The sequence below is a fragment of the Gardnerella sp. DNF00550 genome (assembly GCF_049262685.1).
GTDB classification, from domain to species: Bacteria; Actinomycetota; Actinomycetes; order Actinomycetales; family Bifidobacteriaceae; genus Bifidobacterium; species Bifidobacterium leopoldii.
Genome location: NZ_CP058397.1, coordinates 272,452 through 296,061, shown reverse-complemented (window position 1 = coordinate 296,061; position 23,610 = coordinate 272,452). Strand labels below are relative to the sequence as shown.

Annotated in this window: 14 protein-coding genes and 1 tRNA gene; 10 read left to right on the top strand and 5 right to left on the bottom strand. The window is 41.2% G+C overall.

What is annotated here, in order from left to right:
• The first annotated feature begins 115 nt into the window (after positions 1-115).
• The 4 genes from HXT29_RS00955 to purD all read left to right on the top strand — a co-directional run bounded on the left by HXT29_RS00955 (position 116) and on the right by purD (position 7,906).
• Positions 116-3,871 carry a phosphoribosylformylglycinamidine synthase gene (locus HXT29_RS00955; protein WP_415688387.1) on the top strand — a complete coding sequence of 1,252 codons (3,756 nt, stop codon included), beginning with the start codon at positions 116-118 and terminating at the stop codon, positions 3,869-3,871.
• A gap of 81 nt (positions 3,872-3,952) precedes the next feature.
• Positions 3,953-5,440 carry an amidophosphoribosyltransferase gene (gene purF, locus HXT29_RS00950; protein ID WP_004105975.1) on the top strand — a complete coding sequence of 496 codons (1,488 nt, stop codon included), beginning with the start codon at positions 3,953-3,955 and terminating at the stop codon, positions 5,438-5,440.
• Positions 5,441-5,520: 80 nt separating this feature from the next.
• On the top strand, positions 5,521-6,555 hold the full coding sequence (purM, locus tag HXT29_RS00945) for a phosphoribosylformylglycinamidine cyclo-ligase (RefSeq protein WP_004105986.1): 1,035 nt from the start codon (positions 5,521-5,523) through the stop codon (positions 6,553-6,555).
• A 79-nt stretch (positions 6,556-6,634) separates the two neighbouring features.
• Entirely contained in the window at positions 6,635-7,906 is a 1,272-nt protein-coding gene (gene purD, locus HXT29_RS00940) for a phosphoribosylamine--glycine ligase (protein WP_415696150.1), read from the top strand.
• A gap of 116 nt (positions 7,907-8,022) precedes the next feature.
• Here the strand turns inward: purD and HXT29_RS00935 are convergent, their stop codons facing one another.
• Positions 8,023-10,092: an LTA synthase family protein gene (locus HXT29_RS00935; protein WP_004118929.1), complete on the bottom strand. Its 2,070-nt coding sequence runs from the start codon at positions 10,090-10,092 to the stop codon at positions 8,023-8,025.
• Between the two features lie 309 nt (positions 10,093-10,401).
• Between HXT29_RS00935 and HXT29_RS00930 the strand changes: the two genes are divergently transcribed.
• From HXT29_RS00930 to HXT29_RS00910, 5 genes are all read left to right on the top strand, one after another.
• Entirely contained in the window at positions 10,402-11,781 is a 1,380-nt protein-coding gene (locus tag HXT29_RS00930; RefSeq protein WP_004118926.1) for an alpha/beta hydrolase, read from the top strand.
• A 1-nt stretch (position 11,782) separates the two neighbouring features.
• Entirely contained in the window at positions 11,783-14,446 is a 2,664-nt protein-coding gene (locus HXT29_RS00925) for a bifunctional lysylphosphatidylglycerol flippase/synthetase MprF (protein WP_004105995.1), read from the top strand.
• Between the two features lie 113 nt (positions 14,447-14,559).
• Positions 14,560-15,024, top strand: coding sequence for a 5-(carboxyamino)imidazole ribonucleotide mutase (purE, locus tag HXT29_RS00920; protein WP_217430206.1), 465 nt, complete (start codon positions 14,560-14,562; stop codon positions 15,022-15,024).
• Positions 15,008-16,180: a 5-(carboxyamino)imidazole ribonucleotide synthase gene (gene purK, locus HXT29_RS00915; protein ID WP_004106000.1), complete on the top strand. Its 1,173-nt coding sequence runs from the start codon at positions 15,008-15,010 to the stop codon at positions 16,178-16,180. Before purE ends, purK begins: the two co-directional genes overlap by 17 nt.
• Before the next feature lie 20 nt (positions 16,181-16,200).
• On the top strand, positions 16,201-16,605 hold the full coding sequence (locus HXT29_RS00910; protein WP_004106002.1) for a Fur family transcriptional regulator: 405 nt from the start codon (positions 16,201-16,203) through the stop codon (positions 16,603-16,605).
• Positions 16,606-16,938: 333 nt separating this feature from the next.
• On the opposite strand, the gene HXT29_RS00905 is transcribed toward HXT29_RS00910, so the two are convergent.
• Positions 16,939-17,011: transfer RNA gene (locus HXT29_RS00905), tRNA-Arg, on the bottom strand.
• Positions 17,012-17,090: 79 nt separating this feature from the next.
• Positions 17,091-18,284, bottom strand: a complete 1,194-nt coding sequence (locus HXT29_RS00900; protein WP_032842435.1) for an SLC13 family permease — start codon at positions 18,282-18,284, stop codon at positions 17,091-17,093.
• A 312-nt stretch (positions 18,285-18,596) separates the two neighbouring features.
• Between HXT29_RS00900 and HXT29_RS00895 the strand changes: the two genes are divergently transcribed.
• On the top strand, positions 18,597-20,291 hold the full coding sequence (locus HXT29_RS00895; protein ID WP_032835521.1) for an acetolactate synthase large subunit: 1,695 nt from the start codon (positions 18,597-18,599) through the stop codon (positions 20,289-20,291).
• Positions 20,292-20,391: 100 nt separating this feature from the next.
• Here the strand turns inward: HXT29_RS00895 and dnaG are convergent, their stop codons facing one another.
• Both dnaG and HXT29_RS00885 read right to left on the bottom strand, forming a co-directional pair.
• Positions 20,392-22,533, bottom strand: coding sequence for a DNA primase (dnaG, locus tag HXT29_RS00890; RefSeq protein WP_407645738.1), 2,142 nt, complete (start codon positions 22,531-22,533; stop codon positions 20,392-20,394).
• Positions 22,534-22,714: 181 nt separating this feature from the next.
• Positions 22,715-23,368 (bottom strand): hypothetical protein, encoded by a 654-nt coding sequence (locus HXT29_RS00885; protein WP_032842434.1) that lies wholly within the window; start codon positions 23,366-23,368, stop codon positions 22,715-22,717.
• Positions 23,369-23,610: the final 242 nt, after the last annotated feature.

Below are 23,610 nucleotides of genomic sequence, written 5' to 3'. Positions count from 1 at the left end.
GTGCGAGCCACATGCATTCTTAATGTGATTTTGAATAATTTAATATTTATAATTTAAAACCAATACAACAATAAACACTGCATTCATACCGCACATTCAACAAGGTAGGTTTCTCGTGGTATTTCGCGTATATGTGGAAAAACGCACTGGTTTTGACGTTCAAGCGCAACAGCTTTTACATGAGCTTAGGGAGATTCTTGGCATAAGCGCGATTACTTCCGCAAGAATTATTAACCGTTATGACGTTGAAGGTATCAGCAAAGATTTATTCGACAATGCTGTGCAAACAGTATTGAGCGAACCTCCAGTTGATAATACTTACGATTACTTGCCTATTGAAACCGACGAGCACGTATTTGCTGTAGAATTTTTGCCTGGTCAATTCGATCAGCGTGCGCAATCTGCTAGCGAATGCATTCAACTTATTAGTCAAGGCGAACGTCCAACAGTGCGCACTGCTAGAGTAATCGCTTTAAAAGGTGATCTTGACGAAAAAGCACTAAACGATATTAAACACTACGTTATTAATCCTGTTGAAGCGCGAGAAGCTTCACTTGATGAGGTAAAAAGTTTACAGCGAGAAGCAGTTGTACCATCTGATGTAGAAGTAATTAGCTCATTTAACGATTTAGACGAAGCTGGATTACAAGACTTTATTAATACTCGCGGTTTGGCAATGGATTTGGCTGACGCAAAGTTCTGCCAGAAGTATTTCTGTGAAGAACATAGAAATCCTACTATTACAGAAATTCGCGTTATTGATACGTACTGGTCCGACCACTGCCGTCACACGACTTTTGGCACCGAGCTTACAGATATTTCTATTGACGATAACACTGTTCAAGAAGCATTTAGCCGTTATCTTGATTTGCGAAAAGAACTAAATCGCGAAAATAAGCCTGTTTGCCTTATGGATATGGCAACTATTGGCGCAAAATACTTAAAGCATACTGGCGAGCTTAAAAATTTGGACGAGTCAGAAGAAATCAACGCTTGCACAGTAAAAGTTAAAGTGGACGTAAACGGTCACGACGAAGATTGGCTATTCCTGTTTAAAAACGAAACACATAATCATCCTACAGAGATTGAGCCTTTCGGTGGAGCTGCAACGTGCATTGGTGGCTGCATCCGCGATCCTCTTTCTGGACGCTCTTACGTGTATCAAGCAATGCGCGTAACTGGTGCTGCAGATCCACGCACGCCTATTAGCGAGACTTTAAACGGTAAGCTTCCACAGCGAAAAATCGTAACTTCTGCCGCCGCAGGATACTCTTCTTACGGAAATCAAATTGGTTTAGCTACTGGCGAAGTGCATGAACTTTATCATCCGGGTTATGTTGCAAAACGTATGGAGGTTGGTGCGGTTGTTGCCGCTACCCCAGCCGACCATGTGCGCAGAGAAACTCCAGCTCCTGGCGATGTGATTATTCTTCTTGGTGGACGCACTGGCAGAGATGGCATTGGTGGTGCTACCGGCGCTTCTAAAGCTCAAGATGTTGAAAGTATTGAAGAGTGCGGAGCTGAAGTTCAAAAAGGTAATGCTCCTATTGAGCGAAAACTCCAACGACTTTTCCGACGCAAGGATGCTTGCCAACTTATTAAGCGTTGCAACGATTTTGGCGCTGGCGGCGTTTCTGTCGCAACTGGCGAAATTGCCGACGGCTTAACTATTAATCTCGACAAAGTTTCTAAAAAGTATGAAGGTCTCGATGGCACTGAGCTTGCTATTTCTGAATCTCAAGAGCGCATGGCTGTCGACGTTGCGTCAAGTGATGCTGAAGAATTTTTGAAGTATGCTCGTGAAGAAAATCTTGAAGCAGAAATAATAGCGACTGTTACTGAAGAAGCGCGAATGCGAATGACTTGGCGTGGAAAAACCATTGTTGACTTAAGCAGAGCATTCTTAGCTTCTAATGGCGCTCCAAAACAGCAGATACTGCATATTGAAAGTGGAGAATCTTACGAAACTCCATGGCAGAATCAGTCAAATTTGCCGTTAGAAAAGCGCATGCATAACTTAGTTTCGGATATTAATATTGCTTCAAATAAAGGCTTATCTGAACGATTTGATTCTACTATTGGCGCTGCTACTGTGCTTATGCCTTTTGGCGGTCGCCGTCAGCTTACTCCTGCTCAAGCTATGGTTGCTAAATTCCCAGTATTTGGCGAAACAAACACAGCTTCCGCAATGGCTTGGGGCTTTAATCCGTATTTAATGGAAAAAAACCAATTCACTGGTGCCTATGTTGCTGTTGTTGAATCATTGGCAAAGCTAGCAGCTAGCGGTTTCACGCGCGAACGTGCTTACTTGAGTTTGCAAGAATATTTTGGCAAGCCTCACGATATTCCAGAGCGTTGGGGAAAGCCAGCTGCAGCAGTTCTTGGTGCTTTAAGTGCACAGCTTGATTTTGGAGTTGGTGCTATTGGCGGCAAAGATTCTATGAGCGGCAGTTTTGAGAATCTGGATGTGCCACCAACTTTGATTTCGTTTGCTGTTTCTACCGGAGACGCACGTTTAACTGTTTCACCTGAATTTAAGGGTGTAAATCATAAAGTTATACGTATTGCTCCAAAGTATAAATCCGACGGAATCACTCCAGAAAAAGAAAGCTTCCTGAAAGCACTAGAAATTGTAGAAAATATTACGAAAAACAAGCAAGCTCTTGCTATATCTACTCCTGGCTACGGTGCTAGCGCAGAAAGCTTATTCAAAATGACGCTTGGAAATCATATTGGTCTTAAATTATTCAACAATTTAAGCGACGATGATTTATTTAAGCCAGCGTATGGAAGCTTCTACGTTGAACTCAAGGAAGACGCTGAAGTTCCATCTTTAGCTAATACAAGCTTGGTTGACGTTGAGATTGTTGGCGAAACAACTGAAAATTACGCAATTACTTCATCAAATAGCGAAGAAATTGATTTAAGTGATTTGCAAAAGGTTTGGGAAAGCGAACTTTCCTCAATCTTCCCGTATAAAAAGCCTGGCGAGATTGTAGAAACTATTAATAACAAAACTAATGTTTCTACTACAAATCACATGCACATAGGAAAACTAAAGCCGCTTTCGCATCCTCGCGTTATTATCCCAGTTTTCCCTGGAAATAATTGCGAATACGATACTCAAGCTGCTTTTGAAAAAACTGGAGCAGACGCTCATACGCTTATTATTAATAATTTAAGTGCAAAAGATATTGCACAATCAGCTGAGAAATTGGTTGAAGAGATTAAAAAGAGTCAAATTGTAATGATTCCAGGAGGCTTCTCCGGAGGCGATGAGCCGGACGGTTCTGCGAAATTCATTACAGCATTCTTTAGGAATCCAGCAGTAACAGACGCAGTTCGTGACTTGCTTAATAATCGTGACGGTTTAATGCTTGGAATTTGCAATGGCTTCCAAGCGCTTATTAAGCTGGGCTTGGTTCCTTTTGGAGATATTGTTCCTATGGATTCTAACTGCCCAACTCTTACCTACAACACTATTGGCAGACACCAAAGTAGGATTGTTCGCACTAGAGTTGCTTCAAATCTTTCACCATGGTTAGCAAATACGCAAGTTGGAGACATGCATACTGTTGCAATTTCTCACGGAGAAGGTCGCTTTATTGCTACTAACGAAGTTATGGAAAAGCTTATTAAAAATGGTCAAATAGCTACACAATATGTTGACAGCAATGGCGTACCAAGTATGAGCTTAAACGTAAATCCTAATGGCTCAATGATGTCAGTAGAAGGTATTACAAGCCCAGACGGTCGAGTTTTTGGAAAAATGGGACATTGCGAGCGCGCAGGTCGTGACTTGTATGTCAATATTCCTGATTTCCATGAGCAACCATTGTTTGAAGCTGGCGTTGAATATTTCACTGCATAAGCTTTAGTTTACAGTTGCAAAACTTGTATCAAAATAACTACAAATTCGACGATTACAATCATCGATTATTAGGGGGTATGAATGTCTGCAGAACTTGAAGATATTCACGAAGAATGCGGCGTATTTGGTGTGTGGGGTCATCAAGATGCAGCTAGGCTGACATATTTTGGACTTCATGCGCTACAGCATCGAGGACAAGAAGGTGCCGGCATTGTATCTAACGACAATGGCAAACTGCATGGGTATCGCGGATTGGGATTGCTAACTCAAGTATTTAGCAATGAACAAGTTATGGATCGTCTTACTGGAAACCGGGCTATCGGTCACGTGCGATATGCTACTGCAGGTTCTGGAAGCGTTGATAACATTCAGCCTTTCCTATTCCGTTTCCACGATGGAGACGTAGCTCTTGCTCATAACGGAAATTTGACAAATTGCACTAGCCTACGTAATTCCTTAGAAGATAAAGGCTCAATATTCCACTCAAATTCTGATACTGAAATATTGATGCATTTGATTCGCCACTCTAGTAAAGCAACTTTTATGGATCGCCTGAAAGAAGCTTTACAAACTGTTCATGGCGGTTTCGCTTACTTATTGCTTACTCAAGACGCATTAATTGGAGCAACTGATCCAAATGGTTTCCGCCCTCTTTCGCTTGGTCGTATGAAGAACGGCGCATACGTGCTCGCTTCTGAAACTTGTGCGCTTGATATTGTGCGAGCAGAGTTTATTCGCGATATTGAGCCTGGCGAAATCATTGTTATTAATGACGATGGCTACACTATTGAGCAATATACGAAGCATGTACAGCATGCAGTATGCTCAATGGAATTTATTTATTTCGCTCGCCCAGATTCTAATATTTACGGTATTAATGTTCATTCTGTGCGAAAGCGTATGGGTGCGCGTTTGGCTAAAGAATCTCCTGTTGAAGCAGATATGGTTATTGGAGTACCTAATTCTTCACTTTCTGCTGCTGCAGGATACGCTGAAACAAGCGGAATTCCAAACGAAATGGGATTGATTAAAAACCAATATGTTGCACGCACTTTTATTCAACCGACGCAAGAATTACGCGAACAAGGCGTTCGTATGAAACTTTCTGCTGTTCGTGGTGTGGTTGCAGGAAAACGCGTTATTGTTATTGACGATTCGATTGTTCGCGGAACTACTTCTAAGCGCATTGTGCAATTGCTTCGAGAAGCTGGCGCTAAAGAAGTGCATATGCGTATTTCTTCCCCTCCGCTTAAATATCCTTGCTTCTACGGTATCGATATTCAAACTACGAAGGAACTTATTGCAGCAAAGCATTCAGTTGAAGAAATTCGCGAATATATCGATGCTGATTCCTTAGCATTTTTGTCTTTAGATGGATTAGTCGAGTCGATTGGATTAAAAAAGCCTGCTCCTTATGGCGGTTTGTGCGTTGCTTACTTTAATGGCGACTACCCTACTGCACTAGACGATTACGGCGAAGAATTCTTGGCTTCACTTACTCCTGAAGAACGCGAACATTTGCAAGAAGTAAGGAAACATAGTAAATATTCGCACGAAAATCTTATATAACTTAATAATTTAATTGTTCATTGCAATTTATAAATAAAACTTAAGAAAATACTTATAACAGTGTTACGAAAGGAACCGATATGCCACATGCATATGAAGAAGCTGGCGTAAGCGTAGAAGCAGGATACGAAGTAGTACGTCGTATTAAATCTCATGTAAATCGCACAAAGCGCCCAGGCGTTGTAGGTGGCATTGGCGGATTTGGCGGCTTATTTGATTTGGCGTCTCTTGGTTACAAAGAGCCAGTGCTGATTTCTGGCACGGATGGCGTTGGAACCAAGCTTGTGATTGCAAAAATGATGAATAAGCATAACACTATTGGCATTGATTGCGTTGCAATGTGCGTAAACGATATTGCAGCTCAAGGTGCCGAGCCGCTTTTCTTCCTCGATTACATTGCGTGCGGAAAAAACAATCCTGAAATACTTGAGCAGGTAGTTTCAGGCGTTGCAGATGGTTGCGTGCAATCAGAAGCAGGTTTAATTGGCGGCGAAACTGCTGAAATGCCTGGAATGTATGACGAAGACGAGTATGATCTTGCAGGTTTTGCAGTAGGCGTTGCAGAACGTTCAAATATTGTTGACGGCTCCACTATTACTGCCGGCGACGTGCTTATAGGACTTCCTTCTTCAGGAGTTCATTCAAACGGATTCTCTCTTGTTCGCAAAGCTTTGTTTGAAGAAGCAGGTTTTAGCGTCGACACCAAGCTAGATGAGCTTAATGGCAAAACACTTGGAGAAGTTCTTCTTGAACCTACTCGAATCTACGTAAAAGCTTTAAAGCCACTTTTTGCTGAGCATCTTATTAAGGGAGTTGCTCATATTACAGGCGGCGGATTTATTGAAAATGTTCCGCGCATGTACGCAGATGATTTAGCTGCAAAAATTGACACTACTAGCTGGAGCGTTCCACCTATTTTTGGCGTTCTTGAAAAAGCTGGAAAAGTTGCTCACGCTGAAATGTTCAACGTTTTTAATATGGGTATTGGCATGATTTTGGCAGTTGACGAAAACAAAGCAAACGAGGCAATGCGAATACTAAAAGAGCATAACGAAACCGCTTATATTATTGGCAAAATGGCTAAGCGCGAAAACGCTGCAGTTGAGTTGTTGTAAACCGCAAAAACGCAAAACCGCAAAATATAAAGCTGCAAAACAGTAGACAGCGAAATCTTAAAGCAATAAAGGATTAAAAATGAAAGTTTTAGTAGTTGGTTCTGGCGCTCGCGAACACGCTATTGCACACGCGCTACTTAAAGGAGAAAGCGTTGAAGAAGTAACTGTTGCTCCTGGAAATCCTGGTATTGCAGCAGATGGCATTCAAACTGCAAACATAAGTCAATCAGATCATGACGCTCTTATTAAGTTCGTTAAAGACAATAACTACGATTTTGCGTTCATTGGTCCTGAAGTTCCGCTTATGAATGGCATTGTTGACGATTTTGAAGCGCATGGAATTGCCGCTTTTGGTCCAAACAAAGCCGCAGCTCAAATTGAAGGCTCTAAAGATTTCGCAAAAAAGCTTATGGCTCGTCACAACGTTCCAACCGCCTCCTACAAAACATTTGACGCTTTGGAGACAGCACGCGCATACGTTCTTGAGCATGGTGCTCCAATTGTTATTAAAGCGGACGGTTTGGCTGCTGGAAAAGGCGTTACTGTTGCTATGGATGAGCAAACAGCAGTTGATGCTTTGGAGGATATTTTCGTCGATCATCGTTTTGGTCAAGCTGGAGCAAAAGTCGTTATTGAAGAATTTTTGCAAGGCCAAGAGTTTTCACTTATGAGTTTTGTAAGCGGAACTGATTTTTGGGTTATGCCTATTTCTCAAGATCACAAGCGCGCTTACGACGGAGACAAAGGACCAAATACTGGCGGCATGGGAGCTTATAGCCCTGTGCCACAAATTAGCAACGAAACAGTTCAGCGTGCTATCGACGAAATTGTGCGCCCAACTGTTGAAGGACTAGCTAAAGAGGGTACGCCTTTTACCGGCGTGCTTTATGCTGGCTTAATTGATACAGCAACAGGTCCTAAAGTTATTGAGTTTAATGCTCGTTTTGGAGACCCAGAAACAGAAGTTGTACTTCCTCGCCTTACTTCAGATTTTGGTGCAGCTATATGGAATATTTTGCAGCATAAAAATCCGACTTTTACTTGGAAAAATAGCGGTGTTACGCTCGGCGTGATCATTGCTAGCGAAGGCTACCCTGGCACTTTAGTTACTGGAACTCAACTTCCTCAAATTCCTGTTGACGAAAACCAAGGTCAGCACGTGTATTATGCAGGAGTAAAAAGCGATGAAGAAAGCGGAAAACTTCTTACTTCTTCAGGCAGAGTAGCTCTTGTACAAGTGCATGGAGACGACGTAAAAGACGCTCAAAACAACGTCTACAGCATATTAGATAAGCTTAATCTTCCGCACATGTTCTTTAGGCATGATATCGCAGAAAAAGCTTTAAAATAGTTTGTTAATTAAATATAGTTTTCATTAACAAACTGCAAATCAATAAGCCCCTCGCTATTTGAAAAATAATATTTATCAAATACAAACGAGGGGCATTTTAATTATCAAACTAACTTTTAGCGCGGTAATTTCATAAAATCAGTATTACGCAAATAATGCTTTCCAGCAGTAATATCGTATTGTATTAAGCGATAGTCGTGAAGAAGTTGACGTGACTTCTTATCCATCTTAGACAAAATCATCGGATTACCATCGTTATCCAAATAAATTGATTGTCCTTCAGGAATTCTATCCCAGCCTTGAATAGTATTTACAACAGGAGGCTCCATAGCACTCACATGCTCATGCAGACGAGTTAAGAAAGCAAGATACGGAGAAACTTTAGCGTTCATATGTAAAGCAGCCTGAGAAATAAAGAAGTTAGGCGAAGAATACTTATTAGTACGATCTACATCTTTACTTGTATTAGAATGCTCTACATTTTTGTTTGAAGATTTTTTCTCACTACGCTCTTTACGCTCCAAAGCAACTTTATTTGACCAAATAAAATAATCAGTCAAATGCAAAGACAATGAATTCTTTTCATCCGAACTTGCAGTACCGTAAATTCCTGGCAAATGGTCACCATAAAACATAACAGTAATAGGCTTATTCAGTTTATCCAAACTCTTCAAAAACGCTTGCGTTGCTTCATCAGTGTGCTGCACACCCTTAGCATACGTTTCAATAGAAGTTTTTTCATCATCACCAAGATCAGCGGCACTATCTTTAGAAGACGCTTCGAATTCATTATTCGCATACCAATCCCTATAAGGCATGTGGTTTTGCATAGTAACAATTTGTACGAACCTAGGTTGCTTATGTTCTTTAATCTTTTCTAACGCACTCTTATATGCTGATGCGTCAGAAACATACGGCGATTTATCTAGCACATCACGGTGAGCAATAACATCAGGTCCTTGCAATGCATAGAACTTACTAAATCCAAACTTTTTGTAATTAGTAGCGCGCAAATACATGCTCGGCTCATACGGGTGGAAAGCTATAGATTTAATAGAATTACGAGAATCATCCCAATATTGATTAATAGTTGGAGACCATTGAGCATTAGGAACCAACTGCTGATACGGACTAGTCATTGAAGGATCAAAATTAGCCATGCTCAAACCAGTTAAAGACATGTACTCTAGGTTTGCAGTACCGCCACCGTAACCAGAAGAAAGCATCAAACCACTATCCGTATGCTTCTTCAAATTGCTAATAAATGGTATTGGATTCTTGTTCAACCTCAAACCAGGAACACGAGTAGGATCAGAGAACGATTCAGACAAAATAAGAATAAAAGTATTATCGTTCATATTTGTTGTACGAGAACGATTTATACGTTTAGCTTCATCGTTATAACGCTTGTATACAGCCTTCATAGTTTCTTCACTGTAATCAGCCGGCCTATCCATAATTTTAGGATTTACATTACGCAAAAATGCCACAATAGCACCATTGCGTTGAGCATCATAAACAGAATCCCACATAGCAGGACTGTCACCAAGCATTTTAGAAAAAACATTAGCCGAAGAGTCAACTGTGCCAACGCCGCCAATATACCAGCTTAAATTCCCTATTAAAATCAACGCAATTGCAACACGAATGCCAGCAGAATAGCGCCAATCTTTAAATCGCACAATCTTTCCATGATTTGTATCAAATATGTGTAAGCAAACAGTTGTAACTAAAAGCAAAATAAAAACGCCTAAAGCAACACCAATGACCATAGGAGCATTATCTGGCAAAAATGAAGCGACATTACCAGTGTTACTTTTTAAAAAGTTTAAGTCCGCAGGAAGAATAGTTTCATAACGAACATTTACTTTCATATATTCAATAACAGCAATAAGCAATGAAACACTTAGAATTATCGCACTTGATATCCAAAATCGGTTACTAATCAAAAGGATTAAACCGTATATCATCGCAACGACGAGCGCACTAAGAACAATAACAAAATTAAGTTCTCTCCAAGTTTTAGTTATTAATCCCCAACGTCCACCAGACATTGCAGAAGTCATCTCAACTCTTCCAGCGCGCTGCACACCCATTTGCACAATAATTACCGACATGCCGTCAATAACAAAGAAAAGAAATGCATACAGCCAATACGGAACTTTCAAGCGCAAAAATGACTTCATACTATCCTCAATAAATCACACACGTACTAATTATTACTAATAATGTGCAAGTTTACTTATTGCTATCGTCATAACTTTTTAACAATGCATTGAAACAAGAAAAATAGCGATTTTAATACTTAGGACTGATTACAATATATGTTTCGATATTTATTATTTAAATAGAATAAATAATAAAAAATAAAACAAATATTGAGGAAAATTTCAGATACTAGCATTACATTACTAGGTTGGGCAATTACCGTGCGTATATGTCGCTTAGATTGGTAACTGGTACGCAAATTAGACTAGAAAGTATAGGAGTCAAACATGCTGCAATTGGCAAAAGTGAGTCTTTTGCAAGGATGGCTACCAATAAGCCTTTTTAGCGTAAATGGTATTTCTTTAGTCTTGTTGCTTTTTATGAAAACAAAACGCGGCAAGAAAATGTTCCACTTACTAATACAGCTTGCAATAGGTGTCATAACATTTTTTGTCGGTGGAATAATTGCTTGGCTTATTTCTGACGTGTTTCTTGTATTCGGAGTAAGTCTTGGATGGCTCGTTATTTTTTCTATTGCATGCGGCTTCGGGCTTATAGGTTTTGCAGCAACAGCACTTGTTTTCTTACACAAATGGAGGAAACTAGTTGCAGTAATAGCTATTATCTTGACGTTAGCAAGCACAGCTCTTCATGTAGACATGATTTATGGGGAATACACGACAATAGGTTCAATATTTGGAATGGGCGGTTTTCCAAAACTAGAAGTTAATAAGCAAAAATCCGCATCCTCTAGTATTAAGCAGTGGAGAGAGTTAGCAGCCCAACAAAAACTGCCAAAACTTCCTAAAAAAGGTATTGTTCGTTCAGTTTATATCCCTAACACTGCTTCACATTTCAATGCTAGAATAGCGAACGTATACTTGCCACCTGCTGCACTTGTTAAAAAACCACCAAAACTGCCAGTTATGGTCATGTTCGCAGGACAACCTGGTAGCCCTAATCACTTTTTTGCAGCAAGCGATATTGCAAATACTTTAGACAATTACGCGAAAGATCACTACGGTCTTGCACCTATTGTTGTAGCCCCTGACCAAAATGGTGAATCTTCGCATAATTCTCTGTGTGCGGATACACATGTGTTCGGCAAAGCAGAAACATATTTAATTAATGATGTTCCTAAATGGATACGCAAACATTTGCCAGTAAGCAAAGATCCTAAAATGTGGCTTATGGGCGGCTTCTCACAAGGAGGCACTTGCTCAACGCAACTAGTTCCATCTCACCCTGATATATTTGGAAACATTTTTTCTGCCGGAGGGGAACTAGAACCAACATATAAGAATCGCCAAGAAACAATTAATCATTATTTCAATGGAAACACATCAGAATATGAGCGACACGTACCTAGTGTGATAATGCGTAAAAATGCTCCTTTGAAACAAAATTATTACGCTATTGCGGGATCATGGGATACTAAATCTCAAGCAAATCAGGCAACCATCGCACTAAGCGCACATCGCGCTGGAATGAACGTTATAACCATGCTTTCTCAAGGCAATGGTCATGATTGGCACACAGTAAAAGCTGGATTAAAAATAGCAATTGATCAATTCTGCAAAAAAACAGGTATTTCAAGCACTGCGCCAAAACTTAATACCTACCCAAATGTACAAATTCTTGTCAACCAGCAAGTGAATCGAGACTAATATGATGCTGTCTTTCTTTCATAAACGCTGTAAGAAAAATGATTCTGATTCTAAACATTCAGCAATTCGACATACAAAAATATTGATGCACGATTTCATAGCTTGGATGCAACATAAAGTTTTTGCATTAACACTTACGTGCATTTTTATTGTTATAAATTGCATACATTGGGTTGTATTAACGCTTATGCATTTTTATACTTATGGCACAAGCGCTACTCTTGCACAATTGTTTATGCGGCATCATCGCTCAAAAGGTCCAAGCCTATTCTTCGGGCACGGAAACGTCACAGAGCTGCTGATAAAAGTATGTCATTCGCTTATTTTCGTAAATAATATGCCATCTCTTATGGTTAATTGTTTACTTGTTGCCGTACTTATTGGCGTTGCAGAAACTCGTATAAGTAGACTCAATATTATTTATATTGCAATATTTAGCACACTTGTTGGCATAATTGTAGGATTAACAATCATAGGTAATCTTTCAATCATTATTCGAAACATGCATTGGATTACCAAGATTCCTATTCGACTATCTCCATTCACACTGTTTATTGGCGCTTTTATGGCTTCTGCATCTTACGAATCTATTTTGTGGCGCAGAAGAACTTTAGTAATTGGATACGCTACTACTTCAGCAATGCTTCTTTATAGTGGAAATCCTGGCGATTATTGCACTATTATTGCAGCCCTTACAGGGCACATCATCGGCAATATTATGAGCAAAACAAAAGGCGTTAAACGAAGTGTAAACTGGTGGGAAGGTACAGATTACGAAATTCGCAGGCTTTTTGCAGTAGCTCAGAGCATTATTGCATTAGGTCCAGTGTTGGCATTATCTTCGCGCTCTCACGCAGGAATTCTTACTACTCTTGGTTTGTTTATGTCACCGCAACTAGGCTCTAAAACATGGCTTACGCGATGCATGACAAATTACAGCACAAATAATTGTTTTCTTCATTCAGGTCTACATCACGCTGCAATTGGCGGATTATGGATTCGCATTCTATTACCAAGCATCACACTGATGATTATTGCGTGGGGAATGTTACGAGGGCGTAGACTAGCTGCATTAACTTCTATATTTATAAACGCACTAACTGTGCTATATGCAGGAATGTATTTCACTGTTTTGCCTTTAATTGCCACAAAACAAAATATTTTGGAACATCAACATAATGCTGTTGCTGTTGCTTTTATGCTTACAGCTCTCCCACCATTATTGCTTACTATTTTGTTGATAATTAATTTAAAGCATTTTTCTGTTCATACGAGCAAACTACAGGCACGTTTGGGACTAATAGCGATTTTTATAGCATTGTACATAACTGGCGCTGGATATGTTGCTTTTGGTCTTATGATACCTGAAGAATTTACTCCATCTGCTGATGTTTACCACTTATTGCGAGATTTACCAGGGCGCTGGATGCCTATGGGATTTGGAAACAGATCTAACGCAATGCTTCGCACTGAAACACCTCTATCTTCTTTACTAGCACAAAGCGTGGGCGTGATATTCTGGGCAATATTGTTTATTGTCTGCTTTACGTGGTTCCGCAGCAGCATCTCTACAAGCGAAAACGATAGAAAAAAAGCAAGCTCATTAGTAGAACTTGGCGGAAACACAATGAGCTTTATGACGACTTGGGCAAATAACCATTATTGGTTCTCTCAAAGCGGGCAATCTGCAATCGCCTATAGACTAAATTACGGTATTGCACTCACTCTTACAGAGCCTTTTGGAGATGAAAAAGAATATTCGCAAGATATTCGAGGATTTATTAAATTATGCGAACAAAATTCGTGGTCTCCAGCATTCTATGCTGTGCACGATAAAACGCGTCAAGAACTAGAAAAACTTGGATTTACTTCTATTAAAGTCGGAACAGACATGCTAGTAGACCCTAATGCTTGGCAGACGCGAGGGAAAAAATGGCAAGATATTCGTACAGCTATAAACAAAGCAAAACGAGATGGAATTGCCGACGTACTTACAACTTATAACGAAGCCTCTTGGGACATACAGCAACAAATTGTAGAAATTTCAGAAGAATGGGCAGAGTTAAAAGCTCTTCCAGAAATGAAATTTACTCTCGGTGGACTTGACGAACTTCAGGATAACCGCGTCAAAATTTTATACGCTATTAATGAAGACGGCAGGGTACTTGGAGTAACTAGCTGGATGCCAACGTATAGGAATAATAGAATCATTGGTTGGACACTTGATTTTATGCGTCACCGCACAGATAGTCCTAATGGGATTATGGAATTATTAATTGCTAGAATGGCAGAACGTTTAAGAGATGAAGGATTAGAAAACCCAGACTGTTCTGTAGAATTTATGAGCCTTTCTGCAGCACCTCTAGCTGGCATAAACGAAGACACATTGAACGAAAATGGTCAAAAATCTTCTAACGTTATTAATCATGCGCTAGAAATGATGTCTGACATTTTGGAACCAGCTTATGGGTTCAAATCGCTATATTTCTTCAAGAAAAAATTCCAACCATCCGCAAGTTCCGTATATGTCTGCTACATGGATTCTGCAAAATTAGCTCAGATTTCACTAGCTGTGACTCACGCCTATTTACCGGAAGCTAATCCTAAACAAATACTAGAAATGGTAAAATCGTTGCGTCCAAAAAGTAGCGAAGCGAACAAATAATTTGTTAAGTTTTAGATAAACTTCGGCGAGTTCTCCCTAGTGTTGCGTAAAGTAACAAGTGCACGTCAGGGAGGTTCATCGTGTCAGAAGTAAAGCCAACCGTCGCTGTCGTAATGGGATCCTCAAGTGATTGGGAAACCATGCGTCATGCTTGTGAAATTCTAGATAAATTCCAAGTTCCGTATATGAAACGAGTTATTTCCGCACATCGTACACCAGAATTAATGGCAGATTTTGCGCATAATGCTCGCTCAAACGGTTTCAAAATTATTATTGCTGGAGCCGGCGGAGCTGCCCACTTGCCTGGCATGATTGCGGCACAAACCACGCTTCCTGTTATTGGAGTGCCAGTACGCTCGCATGCGCTATCAGGCTGGGATTCATTGCTTTCAATAGTACAAATGCCAGGAGGTATTCCTGTTGCAACTACTGCAGTTGGAAACTCTGGAGCAACAAATGCTGGATTGCTTGCTGTGAGCATTCTAAGCACAACTGATAATCGTCTTGCTAAAGAACTAGCAGAATATCGCAATGAACTAAAAGAAAAAGTCGAGGAATCAAATGCCAACCTTATCTGAAGTAACTAATGGCGCTGTTGAACGTTTAATGCCAGGATCCACTATTGGAATTATTGGTGGCGGCCAGTTAGGGCGCATGATGGCTATTGCAGCTCGCCATATGGGTTTTCGTATTGGTGTTCTTGATCCTACGCTTGACTGCCCTGTGTTCCAAGTAGCAGATTTGCAGGTTGAAGCTAATTACGACGATCCTGAAGGCTTGCGTGAGCTTGCTGAACGTTGCGATGTATTAACTTACGAATTTGAAAATGTTAACGCAGACGCACTTGATAAAGTTCGTCATTTAACCGCAATCCCACAAGGAACTGACCTGTTACGCGTAACTCAAGATCGCGTCAGTGAAAAAACGTTCATTAATAGTCATAAAATCGAAACAGCTCCGTGGCGTGAAGTAAATAATTTAGACGACTTAGATACTGCTATTGACGAAATAGGCTTGCCAGCAATTCTTAAAACTCGTCGCGGCGGCTACGACGGTCATGGCCAAGATGTTTTGCGTACAGAAGAAGACGTTGCTAACATTCACCATCGCTCGGATCGCGGAGGAAAATTCCCTCCTTCAATTCTCGAGGGTTTCGTTGATTTTGCTTTTGAAGCATCGATCCTGGTTTCTGGAAATGGTAAGGATTTCGTAACTTATCCTCTAGTAAAAAACGTGCATCACAATAGTATTTTGCACATGACTTTAGCTCCTGCAGTAGTTGATCCTGAAGTTGAAAAAACAGCTCACGAATTAGCTTTGCGCTTAGCTAAAGGATTCGAACTAGCAGGAACATTAGGAATTGAGCTTTTCATCACTAAAGATAATCGCGTAGTAGTAAACGAACTCGCTCCTCGCCCTCACAATTCCGGGCATTATACGATTGAAGCTTGCGATATGGATCAATTTGAAGCACATATTCGCGGTATTGTTGGTTGGCCTTTAAAGAAGCCTAAGCTACTTTCCCCTGCTGTTATGGTAAATGTTCTTGGACAACATGTGGCTCCTACGCGTTCGCTGATTTTGGAACATCCAGAATGGCATATACACGATTATGGAAAAGCTGAAGTTCGTAAGAATCGCAAAATGGGTCATATTACTGTGCTATGCGATAATCCTGTTGACGCCGCTGCCGCATTAGATGCAACAGGCTGCTGGGACGACGAACTAGACTAAAAACGACGAAAGGATGCGAAATGTCTAGTGAGCCTATGCGTAGACATACAAAACAAAAAGAAATAGTACTCTCCTACTTACGCGAGTCTCGTAATTTTGTTTCTGCACAAGATTTGCACAGAATACTCGCCAAAGACGGGGAGATTATTGGCTTAGCAACAGTGTATCGTCAACTTAATTCTTTAACTCAAAGCGGCGAAGTAGACACAGTGCGTTTTAACGGTCAGCAATTATTCCGCATTTGCGACGAGAATACGCACCACCATCATTTAGTTTGCGAACGTTGCGGAAAAACTGTTGATATTGAGCCGCCTGACGACGAAGGCTGGATTCATAAAGTAGCTGAATCTCACGGGTATACTGTGGTGGATCATACGCTAGAAGTATTCGGCTTATGCGAAAGCTGCCGCGAAGAAGATAAGTAACCTGCACGCGTCTTATTGACGCGTGCAGACCTCGCTTGCGTGCAAAGCACACCGTGCTTTGCACCCCGAGCAAGCTCGGCACTATGAAATCTTGAAATGCACTATGCGATTTCAAGATTTCATAGTGAACACGACTCACACAAAACTTACTCGTCCACACCTACGAATTCAGGAGAATTTCCTGCAAATATTACATACTAATCTGTTCTGCCTTCGTCTTTACTGACGAAGGCAGACCTCGCTTGCGTTGAAAGCACACCGTGCTTTCAACCTTGAGCAAGCTCGGCACTTTTAAAAAGCCCGAAATTCTTATAATTTCGGGCTTCGTAAAAGTGCCCCCGACGCGACTCGAACGCGCAACCAACGGATTAGAAGGCCGTTGCTCTATCCTTTGAGCTACAGAGGCAAACAAATGGTTATTATACCAAAAAACTACTATCAACGCGCCATAAAATTATAAATATCAAACGTTTATATAAAAATTGTTATTCAATAATCCACGCAAGTGACATCAACACTGCAAGGAAGAACACATTGACAATAGTATACGTGAGCAAATAACGCCCACGGTAATGCGAATACTGGTGTGTAATTCCCTTATAAGAAATAAGCGAAGCCATAGAAGCAATCAAAGTACCCATTCCACCAAGATTCGTGCCAATAATAAGAAGCTTCCACTGATCACAGAATCCAGAAAGCAGAATCGTCGTCGGCACGTTGCTAATAAATTGGCTTGAAGCAATAGAAACTTCCATCGGATGCGTACCAACCCACATTTGCGCAAGATCGCTAAATCCAGAAACTCGACGCATATTGCCAATAAAAACAAAGAACATAATAAACGTAAGTGGCAAAGCCCAATCTAAAACACGGAATACGTGGCGGTCGCAAACAAGGAAAGCTGCAACCATAATGAGCACCATAATCCAGTCAGGAATCCATCCACTAACACCACACAAACAAACAACAAACAGCAAACTATAAACAGTAACACGCCAGCGAGTAAAACTCATGCCGTAACCCATAACACGAATTTCATCAGGCTGCGGATGACCATGTGAAGGGGCCAACACGCTTTGCTCAATATCGTCACCATGCAAACCTGCAAACTGGTCAACTGTGCGCGACTTAAAGAATACGAATGCAAATACAATCATCAACAGTGCTGCTGTAATCGTATAAGGCGCCATAATCTTCAAAAAATCTTGCGTAGACATATGAGTCAACGCCTTTAAATACAGATTGTGAGCATTGCCAATAGGAGTGAGCATACTTCCAACATTGGCACCAATAGTCATAAGCGTAATTACAAGAATTGACTGCTTTTCAGCATTCGCCATTACGAGCACAGATAGTGCAAAAGGCACAAAAGTTACGAGAGCAACGTCGTTCGTAATCCACATTGCCGAAAAGAATGTTAACGACATAAGCACGAGCACCAAGCCGCGCTCAGTGCGCACATGCCTTAGCAAACGCGCACCAATAGATCGAAACACACCAATGCGCTGGAATCCGCACACAACCATCATAAGGCACACTAATTGCGAAATAGTGTTGAGATGAATATAACTCAAATATTGCGGATCTGGAGGTACCAAAAAACAGGAAATAACTGCCAAAATTGCGGCAACAATAAGAATGGTTTCACACTTGACCACATTCAACAGCCAGCGCTTCATCATTCCTCCGTAACGCAATAGACATAATGACTCTATTATACTAGAAACCCAGTCCCACAATCGGGTTAAATTCCCGACAAAATCGTTGCAATAACAATAAATTAGCAACTATTAATAGCGTGATTTAGCCTAAAGTAGCTAACATAAAATTCCGCCCTTTTTTATGACACGCGCATCGCAAAAATTGCGTTTAAAGACAAGATTGCGTATATCATATTAAAACAAAGAATTTGTTGTCTACACAAGAAGCGAATTATGGCAGAAATAAACAAAACAGAAGATCAAAAGCTTGAACAAAAACTTGCTCGTCAAATGCATCTTCGTGAAAACCACAAGCGCAATACTGCAGATTTAGTTGTTGAATGCTTGGTAAACGAAGGAGTTGAAGTAGTATTCGGTATTCCAGGTGAGGAAAATATTCCGCTTCTTGAAGCAATTGAGCGCGATGGACGAATTCGTTTTGTGCTTACTCGCCACGAGCAGGGCGCTGGTTTTATGGCAGCGACATACGCTCATATTACTGGAAAACCAGGCGTATGCTTGGCAACTCTAGGTCCTGGCGCATTGAATTTAACACTTCCTGTAGCTCAAGCAAACGCAAGCACCACACCGCTTGTAGCAATTTGCGCACAAGGTAACGTTTCTAGGCTTTATAAGGAATCTCACCAAATTATTGATTTGGTTGCACTCTTCCAGCCAATTACGCAATGGTCTTCTATGATGCTTGCTCCAGAATCTGCGCCAGAAATGGTTCGAAAAGCTTTCTCAATTGCCGGTCGCAACCGTCCGGGAGCCACATGCCTTGTTATTCCGGAAGATATCAGCGAAATGCCAGCACCTGACAACGCAAAGCCTCTTCCACTTCCACATCCGCTGCATATTATGCCAGCGCCAGACACTATTGAAGAAGCTGCGAAAATTATTAGTCAAGCAAAGCAACCTATTATTTTGGCTGGAAACGGCGTTGCGCGCTCTCACGCTGAGGATCAGCTTCTTGCGTTTGCTGAGCAGCTTAATGTGCCAGTTGCAACTACTTTCGAAGGTAAGGGCGTTTTCCCAGATAATCATCCGAATGCACTTGGCGTAGTCGGCTTCATGCATCGCGATTACGAGAACTTCGCGTTTGACACTGCTGATTTGATTATTGCTGTCGGCTTCTCAATTCAGCAGTTCGACCCGAAGAAAATCAACCCAAATATTGATAAAACTATTATTCACATCAATACTTTTGTGGAAGATACCGACGCACACTACCCTACTGCGCTGAATATTATGGCGAATATTGGCCAAACGCTTAAAACTCTTACAGAAGTATTAAAGACACGAAACATTACTTTTGACGTAAGTCACCCACGTATTCGACAACTACTTACGGAAGAATTACATTCTTGCGAAAACGACGAAAGCATGCCAATGAAACCACAGCGCGTAGTTTACGATATTCGCCGCGCTGTTCCTGAAGGCACGAAGGTTCTTGTAGATACAGGCGCTCTTAAAATGTGGATGGCACGATTGTACCCAACTATGCACCCGAATACTTGCATAATCGACAACAGTCTTTCAACTATGGCTTGGACGCTTCCAGGTGCTGTTGGAGCTTCGTTTATTCGCGATAATTCCGGCAAAATTAACACGAAACCGGTTTTGGCTGTGATGGGCGACGGAAGCTTTATGATGAACGTGCAGGAAATTGAAACTGCAGTGCGCGTTGGCAGCCGAATGGTAGTTCTTGTTTGGGAAGATAACGCGTACGGCTTAATCAAGTGGAAGATGGAGCTTCATGCAGGCGAGCACGAGTACGTTGATTTCCATAATCCGGACGTGCCAAAACTAGCTGAAAGCTTTGGCGCGCGCGGTCATGCTGTTAAAAAACCGGAGGATTTGTACAACATGCTTCGTGAAGCGCTGGATCAGGAAAGCGGCGTCGACGTGATTTCTTGCCCAGTTGACTACAGTGAGAATATGAAGCTTATTGAAAAGCTCGGCGATATTGACTTTAGTAACTGAGTTTCAATAAATTTTTGCAAACAAAAGGCTACGTAATCACGCTAGATTACGTAGCCTTTTGTTTGTTAGTACAGTTTTGTACAAAAGATTGCATGAAAGGCTACATGATTTGCGATTGTAAGTTTTTGCGAGCCGCTTCCATTGAAGTAATTTTTCCTAGAAGTTCAAGCTTTTCCTGACCATCCTTGAGTTTCGCCATACGCACTCTAGCAGCACCGATTCTACGCATATAGCCGATATCAAGAAGGCGAATAAGCAGCTCGTTTGCATACTTACTTTCTGCACTCGTAGCTTTCCGCAAAAGATCTGAAGGAGATCCGTTTGAAACTTGCTGATTCTGTCGATTGCCGGTATCTTCCAATGTATCTGCAGGAGAAGGAAGCGGCAACGGCATTACAGAAAGTTCTGTAATAACGGATTCAAGCAAAGGACCTGCAGCTTTTGTCATCATATGCAGCCACAATCCTTGCGAAACATTGCCAACCGGCAATCCACCTGCAGCTACAAATGCTTGAAACAGCGTACGAAATACTGGTGTAATAAAATTATTCAAAGTCAATTGCGCAAACAATTTCTCATCAAAAGCAAGCGGAACTTGCAAAAGTAACGCCATAAATTGTTGTTCGCACATAAATACAGCATCATCCACACGATAATAATGCTGATTTTTAGCAGAACTTTTAATAATTTCCATGCGCGAAGCTTTAAAACCTGCATTACGGTCGTCATTAATTTGCTGACCAAAAGTTGGAATAACGTTATGCTTTTGCGCATAAGCATCGTCGTCACGCACTTTCAAACGTCTACGTGCAGACTCAACTTCATTGCGCATAACAGCTAAATCAACGCCAATTGAACGCACGGCTTTGCGCATATACAAGTCAAGCAGCGAACGGTCTCGAATTTGCGCAATAAGAGGAGCGACAGCCTTTATAGCGCCCATTTGACCAGTAGTGTACGAAGTCTCAAAACGATTAATTACTGTGTCAATAACGAAATCGTATAGCGGACTTGCATGTGCAACAAGCGAACGCACAGCCTCATCACCGCGCTGAATACGCAAATCGCAAGGATCGAGATTATTGTCTGCTACAGCAACAAAAGTTTGCGTCAAAAACGCAGAATCCAAACCAAAAGCGTGTAGCGCAGCCTTTTGACCTGCAGCATCACCGTCGAAAGTAAAAACGATGCGCGAACTTACAGACTGTCCATCCACCTTCAGTGGGCCAACAAGCTGAATTGCCCCCAAAGAATCGTCTGCAATAAGGCGGCGCACAATTTTTGCATGCTCAACGCCAAACGCAGTTCCGCAAGTTGCAACAGCAGTATCAATACCAGCCAAATGACATGCCATTACATCTGTGTAGCCCTCTACAATTACAACTTGACGCTTTTTTACAATATTTGCCTTAGCTAAGTCAATTCCGTACAGAACTTGCGTTTTTCGATACAGTGCAGTATCGGGAGTGTTAATATATTTCGCGCTAATAGAATCGTCATCATAAAGCTTTCTTGCACCAAAGCCAAGAGTTCGACCAGTCGAGTCGCGAATAGGCCAAGTTAAGCGGCCACGGAAATAATCATATATTCCGCGCTGACCGAGTCTAGCGAGACCAGCGTCGAGAAGCTCTTGACGCGTAAAACCTTTATTCGCTAAGTATCTAACTAAATTATCCCAGCCTTTAGGCGCGTAACCGCAAGAAAAACGCGCACTTTGTTGCGGAGTAAAGTTTCGCCCTGCAAGTAATTCGCGCGCAGGAGCTGCCTCTTGAGTGCCGAGATTTGAAACGAAAAACTTTTGCGCTTCTTCATTTGCTTCTAAAAGCCTGGCTCGCTTAGAACCGCGCGATTGAGAATCACTATTTTGCTCCTGCTTATAATGCATCTCAATGTGGTAACGATCTGCTAAAAACTCGACCGCTTCACGAAAATCAATATTCTCTTTTTGCTCAACGTACTTAAATACGTCGCCGCCAGCGCCGCAACCAAAACAATGCCACACTCCCAAGCTTGGTCGCACACTAAAACTTGGCGTTTTTTCATCGTGGAATGGGCAAAGACCTACAAAAGTGCCAGTTCCGGAAGGCTTAAGCGTCACTGTTGCAGACACAATGTCATACAAATCTGCCGCAGCGCGCACGCGCTCAATGTCTTCTTTCACAATCATTCCAACCATGCTATCTAGCTTATCGCAAATCTGCGGCGAGTGGTATTGCGCATATAATTTTAGTGTTTCAGCCACTTTTCACCGTTTTTCCAAAGCATAATACAAAAATAGGCGATGCGAACACAGGATATACTGCGTTACGCACCGCCTTAAAATCAATTACTTGATTACAACAGATACAAATGCAATTTATAAATGCAATTTATAAGCATTAATACCTAAAAATAACTAGAGAAAAGATTAGCGAATAAACTATTTAGTGACGACTCTTGCAAAGAACAGCACCAATACCGGCAAGCATGGAAGCAGTGACAGCAGCCAAAACTACAGAAGAACCAGTATTAGGAAGTTTAGCAGTCTTATTGCTATCAATCTTATTGCTATCAATCTTATCGCTATCAGTCTTATTGTTATCAGCTTTACTATTATCGACACGATGCGGAATAGAAGTATCTACAGATTGAGTGTCAGCCGATTCAGAATTTTTTTGAGAATGTCCGAAGTAATCAATAGCAGCTACAAACCTATTGAGCGCGCCATCAAACTTTGGATGGTGCAAACTAAGATAATAAGATTCAGCTTCATCTGCCTTATTCTGAGCTGCGGCTTTTTCTTCTTCTGTAGAAGCGTTATCAACTTCATCTAAAGCTGCAACCCACTTAGCCTTAGCTTCGCAAATCTCATGATTTACTTCCAACAATGCTTTAGCTTCGGCGTACCCCTTAGCATTCGTATCGCCTGCGGAAACGATTTCATTTGCGCGAGACAATACTTCCAAAATCAAATTATCAACATCTTCTTCTTGACTATCATTGGAATAATCATCAGCCATCGCTGGAGTAGAAAAAGCTAATCCGGATAGCAAAGTTGCAGCAGCAGCGAATACTGCGATAGCTTTCTTGTTTAACATAATTTTCCTTTCTTCTTCCTTCTCACGTACAGCGTGCGAAGAATTTTGCACTAAAATATGTTAGTGTAACTTTGGGTCAAACATGTGACCTATATCACAAAATACCCCCCCCTAGAAAATGAATGAAGTAGAAGGAAAAATAGAACAAAGCTATATAATTTTCAGGCTAAATTAATGACAGCAAATTTGCGAGAATTCACCATATAACTGATGCAAAACCGTCGAAAACACATAATCACTTG